Source organism: Paenibacillus prosopidis (assembly GCF_003337375.1).
Lineage (GTDB): Bacteria > Bacillota > Bacilli > Paenibacillales > Paenibacillaceae > Pristimantibacillus > Pristimantibacillus prosopidis.
This window is the reverse complement of record NZ_QPJD01000004.1, coordinates 56031-67307: the sequence shown is the minus strand read 5'-3', so window position 1 is coordinate 67307 and position 11277 is coordinate 56031. Positions and strand designations below refer to the sequence as shown.

The following is an 11277-nucleotide window of genomic DNA, read 5'->3' as shown; positions in this document are numbered from 1 at the left end:
TACTGCAACTTAAAAGGAGCTGCCCGGAAGGTCGATGACCCGATCTGGTGCGGCTCCTTAAGTTTTCAAGAGTTGCATTTTGCCTGTTGCGGCAGTATTCTGGAGAATAGCGATGATCTGGGAGAGAGGAGTTGCTTTTATACGATGAGTGATATTCAAATGGACTTGTATAGCGATTGGTTAACTACGGTAAAAGAAATATTCCGCGGCTCGGGACATCCTTTGCCTGAACATGTAGATGACAAAGAGACTGCTCTCGCTTACTTTATGCAGACGGCGAAAACGGAGCACGAGGCCGAGCAGCAATGCGCTTCGAATAAAGAACGGATTATTGGCCTTCAAAAAGTCATAGCGGATAACTTCGAGGCTGTCATTCTGCCGGATATTCGAAGCCGGACTGGCTATTTAGGCGATCGGTTTTCATTTAAGTGGGTGTATAACAAGGGCGAGCATATCATTGAGGAATATTCGTCATACCGGATTCCGCTCTAAATAGGGCGGAATTTTTTACATAACCGCCTCTAATTTTTATATGATAAAATAACCAATAGGTCATGTATGAATGATGTTTGAATCGTTTTATAATATAGGATGCTTTAAAAAAATGCATATAAACGTAAACGCTTTCCTTAATGTAGGAGGAGGCCGACTATAGGATGTTTAACATCAAAGAGCTTGCTAACAAAATGAACAGTATCCGCATTAAAAACAAGCTTATTTTTTCATTTATACTCGTTGTCTTCGTTCCTGTACTGATCGTCGGCATCTTTCTGACGGTTGCGTTTCGCCAAAATGTGCTCGATCAAGCGACCCAGCAAATCACGAACAATGTCGAACGGGTCAAGAAGCAGACGCTTGATATTATCCGGATGCCGATCGAAATTTCAGACAAGCTGCTCGTCGACAAACGATTGACGGATGTCATCAATACGCAATATAAGTCGACATTCGACGTTGTGGAAGCATTCTGGGATTACCGCGATTTTCGTGAGTATATTGAGCTTTATAGTGAAATTTATAACATTCGGTTTTATACGACGAACATGACGATATTGGATAACTGGGAATTTTTGAAGGTGACTGAAACGATTGCCGAAACGCCATGGTATAAGTCAGCTATGGAGCAGGAAGGCATTCATTGGGCGTATATAAATGATGAAACGAAAAATAACAGAGATTATTTAAGCCTCATTCGCAAAATCACGTTTCCTACCTATCGGACTAGCGGCATGCTTGTTATTGGCGTCAATCCAAAAGAGTTGAACGCGATGATTAGCCAAGAGCCGTTCGATACGATGATCATCGACGATAGCGGCTATATGATTGCGGCTAAAAATCCGGATTGGGTCGGCAAAAACATTTCCGAACTGGATTTCGCCAGCCAATTAACGAATAAAGCGGAAGGCACGTACGAGTTCAAATTCGACGGCAAGCCTTCCAAAATCGTTGTTGAGGATTTGCTGCCGGCATCGAGCAAAAACGGACTCAAAATCGTATCGGTATTTACGATTGACAGCATTGTAAGCGGAGCGAACCGGATCAGCCTGCTTGGCTTCGGCATCATTATGCTAAGTCTCGTCATTGCATTCATATTGATTTATATTTTTTCAACGATATTAGCGAAGCGGATGCTCGTGCTGAATAAAGATTTAAACAAAGTTGCGATGGGCGATTTGAACGTTATATCGAATGTGACAGGGAACGATGAGATCGGCATATTGTCTAAACAATTCAACAACATGGTTGTCAGCATTCGCGGCCTAATGGATGAGGTTGCGGAATCGCATAACCAGCAAGCACAGCTGCAGCTGCGGCAGAAAGAGATTAAGCTGAAGATGATGGCCAGTCAAATTAATCCTCATTTTCTGTTCAATGCGCTCGAATCGATTCGCATGAAAGCCCACATTAAAGGAGAAACGGAAATATCCGTGATCGTCCGTATGCTGGGCAAGATGATCCGGCGTAATTTGGAAGTCGGCACCAAAAAGATTGCTTTGAAGGACGAGCTTGAAATCGTCCGCTGTTATCTAGAGATTCAAAAATTCCGGTACGGAAACGACAGGCTGACATTCCGGCTTGATATTGACGATTCCGGACAAGACATCGAAATTCCACCGCTTATTATTCAACCATTAATTGAGAATGCTGTTGTACATGGGCTGGAAAATATAGCGGAGGGCGGCTTCGTGTCGTTAACGACGAAACTATGCGATCAAGTGCTTCATGTTGAAGTAGCCGATAATGGCGTCGGAATTAACGAAGATAAAATTAAACAAATCAGCGAATCGCTTCATGATATGGAAGAAGACGAAGAGTACCGGATCGGTCTGCGCAACGTCCATCAGCGATTAGTAATGATATATGGCGAAGCCTACGGTCTGACGATTCATAGTGAATTGGGCTCGGGTACCACCATTACGTTTGAAATTCCGGCAGGGGGTCATCCACATGCATAAGGTGTTAATCGTCGATGATGAACCGATGATTCGAGAAGGATTAAAAACGTTAGTTGATTGGGCCAAATACGGCTTTACCGTTATCGGTGATGCATCAAACGGCCGGGAAGCGGTCGAGAAGCATAAAGCGCTTAGTCCCGATCTCATTTTAATTGATATCCGGATGCCGGGGATGGACGGACTCCAAGCGATCGAAGAAGTGAGGAAGACGGATACGGTCTGTCATTTCTTGATTTTAAGCGGTTATGCTGATTTTAGCTATGCGAAGCAGGCGATTGCGCACAGTGTAGACGGTTATATTCTTAAGCCGATTGACGAGGATGAGCTCGAGAGCTATGTAGAGCGGATTAGCAAGCAATTAAAAAAACAATCCGAAATACAGCTGAGCTCGGAGCAAACGACAGTCCTGCTGCGTGAGGAGTTGCTTCAGAAGCTTACTGCAGGCAAGCTGGATTTGGAGACCGCAGACAGTCATGAATTCAAGTCATTATTAGGATCAGAAGCGAAATATTATCAATTGCTTCTGATTGAGCTATACAGCAGGGAGCATTCCCTTACAATGAATGCTACTCTGAAAAAGAAACTTGCAGAAATCATCCAGCAGAAGCAGATCGGATGGGTATTTTCTGCCGAGCCTTATGTTGGTATATTGCTTAAGGATTATTTGCTGCAAAACGGCTCCCGTGAGCAAATGAGACAATGGATCGAAGAAGCGTGCGGCACAAGGGTAAGATTCGCCGCAGCCGCAAGCGAACCGGTTCGCGAGCTGCTTGAGCTGCAAGACTGGTCTGAAGCGGTCCGCGGGCTATTGGAGCAACGATTCATGCTGCAGGGACAGCAGATTCATATGGCATCGCTAACAGATGATCAGCAGCGGCAAGAACATGATCAGGCTGACGAGCTTTCCATCGATACACTTGCTCAGAAGCTGTATTACATGATCGATATCGGCAATAAGGAAGGCGTAGATAAAGCGGTACAGGAGGCATCGGACCACATATGCGCGCACGATCATTCTGAGCAGTCTGTTAAGTCGAGCTGGGCGCAGCTGCTTACGATTGTGTTGAACAAAGCTGCAACGTCAAATCCGCAAGTATCCGTTCAGGAGGATTTAACGATGATCACAGCCATTTATCTCGCGTTTCATTATAATGAAATGATTTTGCAGCTAAAGCAGCGGCTGTCGGATCTCGTGCTGAAGATCGGTAAGTCGGACAGCTTATCCGTCATGAAGCAAATGACTGATTTTATTGAACGGCATTACAATGAAAACATTAAGCTTGAGACGCTTGCGGACCTCTTTAACTACAATAGCGGCTATTTAGGCAAAATGTTCAAAAACTATACGGGCGATCATTTTAATACTTACTTGGATCAGGTTCGTATACAGCATGCGATTGAACTTTTGCAGGAAGGGCTCAAGGTTCATCAGGTGTCGGAACGTGTCGGCTACGCAAACGTCGATTATTTTCACAGCAAGTTTAAAAAGTACAAGGGTGTCTCGCCGTCATCGTTCAAAAGCGTCACCGGCAAATCTGGCATCGAGTAAGGTGTTCCGATTAAAATCTAATAGTTCTGTGAGCAAAAAGCGCCTTTAACGCTTCGTTTCTATGAAATCGAAGCTTGAGGGTGTCTTTTTTTCGTACTTCCCAAACTGTAACCACTGGTTATGAAAGCGCTTGAAAGAGCTTATTTTGATATGATTTTAGGTCTAATTTATCGGGTGTAAAGGAATGGTCTCTATCGTTTATGATAAGTACAGATAAGAGAGGGTAAGCTATCACAGATAAAGAGGAAGCTTACAAAGATAGGAGGAGCACAGATGAAACCGCTAACAGAAGGTAGTCCGAAAGCAGTGTCGACGAACAAAAGGAACCGGTTCTGGTTCAAAGCTTTCCAGCAGCGTTACTTGTACATGATGTCACTTCCATTCGTTATATGGATTTTTATTTTCAGTTATGTACCTGTATGGGGCTGGCTTACCGCTTTTCAAAATTACAAACCAAAAAATTCAATTCTCGATCAGAAATGGGTCGGATTTGAAAATTTCATTGAATTATTCCAAGATGAAAGATTTTATATCGTTTTGCGAAATACGCTGGCCATGAGTACGATGGGACTAGTTGTAGGCTTCACGGTTCCTGTTATATTCGCTTTATTGTTAAATGAGATGAGAGGTCAGTTTTTCAAACGGTCGGTTCAAACGATTTCGTACTTGCCGCACTTTGTTTCATGGGTTGTCGTAGCCGGACTCGTATCGAAGATGCTTTCGACAGACGGCGGAGCGGTAAACCAATTGCTTATGTGGCTTAACATTATCGATGCGCCCATTCAGTTTATGGCTAAGGGCAGCTGGTTCTGGGGTATAGTAACGGCTTCGGATTTGTGGAAGGAAATGGGCTGGAACTCGATTATATTCCTGGCGGCGATGGCAGGCATCGATCCTGAGCTTTACGAAGCGTCGACGGTTGACGGCGCAGGCCGATTCCGCAAGATGTGGCATATCACACTGCCTGGCATCCGTACAACCTTTATGGTTCTGTTCATCTTGTCTATTGGACACTTAATCAGCATTGGCTTCGAAAAGCAGTTCTTGCTTGGCAACCCTCTGGTATCCGATTTTTCAGAGGTACTCGATTTGTATGCGCTGAAGTACGGTATTCAAATGAGCCGATATTCGTACGGTACGGCAATCGGTATTTTTAACTCCGTAGTCAGCATCCTATTAGTGTTTATCGCGAACGGAATATACAAGAGAGTCACCAAAGAATCGATCATATAGGAGGTGGGGCACATGCAAGGAGTTGTTCAAAAAAATATTGGCGATAAAGTGTTCGACATTTTCATCTACGTATTCATGGCGTTTGTAGCTATTGTAACCTTATATCCGTTTTTAAATGTACTCGCGATTTCATTTAACGATTCAGTGGATACCGTTCGAGGCGGTCTGACGATTTATCCGCGTGAATTCACCTTTAAAAACTATGAGACGATTTTCGGCTTTGAGGGCTTAGCTACCGGCTTTAAAAACTCCGTCATTCGGACGGTAGTCGGTACAGCAATCGGGGTTGTGGCAGCGTCTATGATGGCTTACACGTTAAGCCGACCTGATTTTCAGGCTAGAAGATGGATGTCGGTTGTGTTTGCTCTCACGATGTATTTCTCCGGCGGACTCATTCCGGGCTTTCTATTGATGAAAAGCTTAGGCTTGATTGGAACCTTTTATGTTTACATCATTCCTGCACTGCTCAGCGTTTGGAACGTGTTCGTGATCCGCTCGTATATCGACGGACTTCCGTATGCGCTTCAAGAATCAGCGAAAATTGACGGTGCGAATGATTGGACTATATTTTGGAAGGTTATCCTTCCGCTTTGTCAACCCGTACTTGCGACAATCGCATTGTTCATAGCTGTCGGACACTGGAATTCCTGGTTTGATACGTACTTGTTCAATAACAGGAGTCCGGAAAATACGACGCTTCAGTACGAGCTGATGAAGGTGCTGTTATCTACACAGACGGGCAGCAACTACCGCGACCCGAACGCACAACAATCGATGGCGGCGGTATCGCCTGAATCCATTAAGATGGCGATTACGATCGTCGTTACTGTACCAATCTTGCTCGTCTATCCATTCCTTCAAAAGTATTTTGTTAAAGGAATGACACTAGGCGCAGTAAAAAGCTAATTTTGGTAATAGCAGGTTTCCTGTTATATACATGCAAATCACGCACAGAAAAAAGGGAGGCTTTAACGAAATGAAAAGAAAGATGCAAATGGCTCTTAGCTTGATGTTGGCACTCGTATTCGTATTCGTCACAGCATGCGGCAATTCGAATAATGAAGGCGGCAATAACACGACAACGCCAGATAGTTCAACTAATGCAACAAATGAGCCGGCAGCTGAGCCAATTACGATCCGTATGGCATCCGGCGATAACAACCCGAGCTGGGATGATATGCAGTCCGATGTAGGTAAATTCATTCAGGAAAAAACAGGAATTACACTCAAACAAGAATTCCCTGTTGGCGGTACTGACTCTGACATGTTCGCACTTATGGTAGCGAGCGATGAGTATCCGGACTTGGTTATGCCTAAGGGCAGCGCAGGCAAATTGGTTGATGCTGGCGCATTGATCGACCTTCGTCCATTGATCGAAGAGCATGGTCCTAACATTAAAAAGGTTTACGGCGAATACTTTAACCGTCTTCGCTGGAGCGAGGATGACGATGGAATTTATATACTGCCGTCAAGCGGCGTAGGGCAAACGTACTTTGATGCAGGCGGCGGCTTCCAATTGCAGCACCAAGTGCTTGAAGCAGCCGGCTACCCGGAAATCAAAACCGTTCAAGATTACGAAGCTGCAATCAAAGCCTATATTGAGAAAAATCCAAAAACAGCAGACGGCCAACCAACAATCGGTATGTCGCTTAACGGCGGCGAATGGCAAATTCTGATTTCCGTAACAAACCCGGCTTTCTATGCAACCGGCGCTCCGGATGATGGCGAGTTCTTCATTAACCAAGATACTCATGAAGCAATCATGCACTACCAGCGTCCTGAAGAAAGAGAATATTTCCGTTGGCTGAACCACATGAACGATATCGGCTTGCTTGACAAAGAAAGCTTCGTTCAAAAATACGATCAGTACAAAGCAAAAATCGCTTCCGGCCGCGTTCTTGGTCTTATCGACCAAAACTGGGATTACGGCGAAGCTGAAAACGCTTTGAAAGCTGAAGGCAAATTCGGTTCGACATACGCTCGTTTCCCTGTAACATTGAACGAAACGTACCAAGATCATTCCTTCCAAGGCACTGGTTACCTTACTGGCTTCGGAATTGGGATCACGAAAGATGCACAGGATCCGGTTCGTCTGATCAAATTCCTGGATTACCTGGCTTCCGATGAAGGTCAAGTACTCGTAAACTGGGGTATTGAAGGCAAGCATTACAATGTAGAAGACGGCAAGCGCGTCATTCCTGCTGACGTTCAAGAACAAAAATCAAACGATAACAACACATTCAAGAAAACAACGGGTATCGGCAACTACTTGATATCCGCCCGTTACGGAGACGGCGTGAAGGATCCATCCGGTAACTACTACACGACGACATTCCCTGAGCAAATTCAAACGGCTTACTCGGAAGAAGACAAAAAGACGCTTGCAGCTTACGGCGCAACAACGTATAAAGATCTGTGGCCAGCAGACGATGCATTCCCAGAGCGTAAATACGGCGCGGCTTGGACGCTTCCATTCGAAACTGGCTCCCAAGCAAACGTTATTTTCCAAAAAACGCAAGATATTATGAAAAAACGTATTCCAGAAGCGATTCTTGCTAAACCGGCTGATTTTGATAAAGTATACGATGCATTCTTGAAGGATCTTGAAGATGCAGGCGTAGCGAAATTGAATGAAGAATTCACAAAAATGGTGAAGGACCGCGTAGAGCTTTGGTCGAAATAAAACTTGAATAAGCAAAGTAGGAGAGAGCTCATTTTGTGAGCTCTCTTCCCTCGTTTTTAACCAAATGCCTAATGAAAAAAGCAGCGGATAAGCTCCCAATGTGAGTGTTTGGGCATATGCTGTAGGTAAAAAGCCCGTTTGAGGGGAGCAGCGTGATGTCCAAGAAGCGGCAAAAACGGCTTTCTATAAGCATACTCGTGCTCATTTTGTACGTTTTGCTTGTCATTTTATTGTTAGCTATTTGTTTATGAGAAAGGATTGCTTTTGACTGGTTTACTGGTCTTGGGCAATCCTTTTTTTTGCTGGCATAATGCCCTCTGCTGTTACAAATAATGAAGCAAAGCGGTTATGTTATTCGGTCGTGCCGAGAACCGCAGCATAGAAGGAGGTTGCAGCAGTGGCTACCAAAAGCAAAGGCAGGCATAATTACAAAAAGATGTCGATGTCGCCAAAGGAATATCAGGCATACGCCAAAACAATGGAGCCTCCCCGCTCGATTTTGGCGAATTGTTTGAAGGCTTTCGTCTTTGGCGGTGCGGTTTGCGTGCTTGGACAAGTTATTCAGGAGATGTACGTTCATCTGATGGGAATGAGTGAGGAAGCTGCCAGCAATCCTACAGTTGCAACACTTATTCTTATATCGGTTATTTTAACGAGCCTTGGGGTATACGACAAAATAGCGCAGTGGGCCGGCGCAGGCTCTGCTGTACCGGTAACAGGATTTGCGAACTCCATGTGCTCAGCCGCTTTGGAGCACCGGAGTGAAGGGCTCGTTCTCGGAGTTGGCGGCAATATGTTCAAGCTGGCTGGATCTGTCATTGTCTTCGGAACGGTCGCTGCATTTTTTGTTGGTATTGCACATCTCATATTGGGCACTGGGGGGCAGTAACATGCTTCGAGGAAAACAATCATGGTGGTTCGAGAATCGTCCGGTCATTATTGGCGAAGCGACTGTCGTCGGTCCTGATGAGGGAGACGGCCCGCTCGCAGCTGACTTTGATCTTGTCCATCCCGAGCTCGATATGCAGCAGAAAAGCTGGGAGAAGGCGGAGCGGCTGCTGCTGGAACAAGCGTCCGAATTTGCCATTCAGAACGCAGGTATCGAAAGGGATCAGCTTCAATTTTATATCGGCGGAGACTTGATGAACCAAATTATTAGCAATAGCTTCGCGGCACGGTCATTAGGTGTCCCTTATTTAGGCGTATTTGGCGCCTGCTCCACGTCGATGGAGACGCTGGCGCTCGCTTCGCTGATTGTGAATTCAGGCGCTGGAAGCCAAGTGCTTGCCGGTACGTGCAGCCATAACTGTACAGCGGAGAAGCAGTTCCGTTATCCGACCGAGTATGGCTCTCAGAAGCCGCCAACTGCACAATATACGGTCACCGGCGCGGGTGCTGCAATCGTTGCCAATAAAGGTGAAGGTCCAGTCGTGGAATGCGCGACCATTGGCAAGGTCATAGATTTGGGAATTACGGATCCGTTTAATATGGGGGGAGCAATGGCTCCGGCAGCGGTTGATACGATCCAAGCTCATTTTAACGATACAGGCCGCTCGCCGGGCGATTATGATTTGATCGTAACAGGTGATTTGGCTGGCGTTGGACATCCCATTGCGAAGGAGCTGCTGCTGAAGAACGGCGTACCGATGAACGATACGGTGTTTGGCGATTGCGGCCTAATGGTATATGATGTGCAGAAGCAAAAGGTACAGGCTGGGGGAAGCGGCTGCGGCTGTTCAGCCGTCGTCACTTACGGTCATTTGCTGAAGCGTATCAAGAAGGGCGAATTAAAACGAATTTTAGTTGTCGCTACAGGCGCGCTGCTGTCCCCGCTTTCGTTCCAGCAGGGCGAAAGTATTCCGTGTATTGCGCATGCCGTGGCAATTAGCGCAAAAGGGGGGTAAAGACGGTATGATTTTTTTATGGGCCTTTTTAGTTGGAGGCGCGATTTGCGTTCTCGGTCAAATTATGTTTGATGTGTTTAAGCTTACACCGGCGCATACGATGGCTACGCTCGTTGTTATCGGAGCGATCGTGGACGGCTTTAACTTATATGAGCCGTTAGTGAAATTTGCGGGTGCAGGCGCTTCCGTTCCGATAACGAGCTTCGGGAATGCGCTCGTCCACGGTGCTCTGACAGAGCTGCACACTCAAGGATGGATCGGCGTTATTTCAGGTATTTTTAAAGTAACGAGCGCCGGTATTTCAGCGGCAATTATTTTCTCATTTCTCGCATCCTTGGTCGTAAGGCCTAAAGGGTAAGCGAAAATGAATTGGAGGATCCTGTGGGATCCTCCAATTTTTTTTGGAGTGAAAAAGTTTGTGCAGTGTAAAGGAATTACTGTAAAATAGTACTATTGGTATACGAACTTAAGCGTTAATTTCGGGAGGTAATGAGATGGATATTCGTCCTGCAAACATGCAATTATGTGCTGCTATTCTACGAAACTTAGAAACTTGTATCCTTGGCAAACAGGAAGAAATCCAGAGATTGCTCATCGCCGTTATCGCAGGCGGTCATGTGCTGTTGGAAGATGTACCCGGCACAGGCAAAACGCAGCTGGTAAAAGCGCTGGCAAAATCAATCGGCGGTCAATTTCGCCGCATTCAATGTAATCCGGACTTACTACCTACCGATATTACGGGAGTTTCTATTTATCATCCGAAGCAGGAAACGTTTATATTCCGTCCAGGTCCAGTTATGGCAAACATTTTGCTTGCTGATGAAATAAATCGGGCAACGACGAAGACGCAATCCGCTTTGCTCGAGGCGATGGAGGAAGGTCATGTAACGGTAGACGGCGACACCTACGAGCTGCCTCGTCCGTTTGTTCTGCTTGCAACGCAAAATCCGATCGAGTTTGAGGGTACGTATACGCTGCCGGAAGCGCAGCTTGACCGGTTTATGATGAAGCTGTCTCTCGGTTACCCGAGTGAAACGGATGAACAGCGAATGGTGCTATCTAATGAAGGTATACATCCATCGGATAGAATTGAACCGATGATTAACATACCGGATATGATCCATATTCAGGAGGAAGTGCTTGAGGTACACATCGATGATGCAGTCGGCAAATATTTAGTCGGAATAATCAGAGGCACGAGAGAACATGCAAACGTCATGCTTGGGGCAAGTCCGCGTGCGGCTATTGCGCTGGCTAGAGCTGCTAAAGCAAGCGCATACATTCAGCAGCGCCTGTTCGTTACACCTGACGATGTGAAGGAGCTTGCGCCTTATGTACTTTCACACCGGCTGCTGCTTCGTACTGAAGCAAGGATGAACGGGATTAGAGCAGAGGACATCATTGCGCAAGTGATTCAGTCAACGAAAGTGCCGGTTCGGCTAGAGCGCTAGC

The 11277-nt window shown here is 45.9% G+C and carries 10 protein-coding genes; all 10 read left to right on the top strand.

Going from position 1 to position 11277, the window contains the following annotated elements:
• Positions 1-144 precede the first annotated feature (144 nt).
• Positions 145-492 (top strand): hypothetical protein, encoded by a 348-nt coding sequence (locus DFP97_RS07225; RefSeq protein WP_114379327.1) that lies wholly within the window; start codon positions 145-147, stop codon positions 490-492.
• 164 nt (positions 493-656) lie between these two features.
• A complete protein-coding gene (locus DFP97_RS07220; protein WP_114379326.1) occupies positions 657-2456 on the top strand; it encodes a cache domain-containing sensor histidine kinase in 1800 nt (599 codons plus the stop codon).
• Positions 2449-4005 carry a response regulator transcription factor gene (locus DFP97_RS07215; protein ID WP_114379325.1) on the top strand — a complete coding sequence of 519 codons (1557 nt, stop codon included), beginning with the start codon at positions 2449-2451 and terminating at the stop codon, positions 4003-4005. Before DFP97_RS07220 ends, DFP97_RS07215 begins: the two co-directional genes overlap by 8 nt.
• A gap of 273 nt (positions 4006-4278) precedes the next feature.
• On the top strand, positions 4279-5238 hold the full coding sequence (locus tag DFP97_RS07210; protein ID WP_114379324.1) for an ABC transporter permease: 960 nt from the start codon (positions 4279-4281) through the stop codon (positions 5236-5238).
• Positions 5239-5250: 12 nt separating this feature from the next.
• Positions 5251-6144 carry a carbohydrate ABC transporter permease gene (locus DFP97_RS07205; RefSeq protein WP_114379323.1) on the top strand — a complete coding sequence of 298 codons (894 nt, stop codon included), beginning with the start codon at positions 5251-5253 and terminating at the stop codon, positions 6142-6144.
• 70 nt (positions 6145-6214) lie between these two features.
• A complete protein-coding gene (locus tag DFP97_RS07200) occupies positions 6215-7921 on the top strand; it encodes an ABC transporter substrate-binding protein (protein ID WP_114379322.1) in 1707 nt (568 codons plus the stop codon).
• Between the two features lie 436 nt (positions 7922-8357).
• Positions 8358-8810 (top strand): stage V sporulation protein AC, encoded by a 453-nt coding sequence (spoVAC, locus tag DFP97_RS07195; protein ID WP_114379568.1) that lies wholly within the window; start codon positions 8358-8360, stop codon positions 8808-8810.
• 1 nt (position 8811) lies between these two features.
• Positions 8812-9825 carry a stage V sporulation protein AD gene (gene spoVAD, locus DFP97_RS07190; protein ID WP_114379321.1) on the top strand — a complete coding sequence of 338 codons (1014 nt, stop codon included), beginning with the start codon at positions 8812-8814 and terminating at the stop codon, positions 9823-9825.
• A gap of 7 nt (positions 9826-9832) precedes the next feature.
• On the top strand, positions 9833-10183 hold the full coding sequence (gene spoVAE, locus DFP97_RS07185; protein WP_114379320.1) for a stage V sporulation protein AE: 351 nt from the start codon (positions 9833-9835) through the stop codon (positions 10181-10183).
• 136 nt (positions 10184-10319) lie between these two features.
• The gene (locus tag DFP97_RS07180; RefSeq protein WP_114379319.1) at positions 10320-11276 is read left to right on the top strand and encodes an AAA family ATPase; all 957 of its coding nucleotides are present in this window, start codon (positions 10320-10322) and stop codon (positions 11274-11276) included.
• Position 11277: the final 1 nt, after the last annotated feature.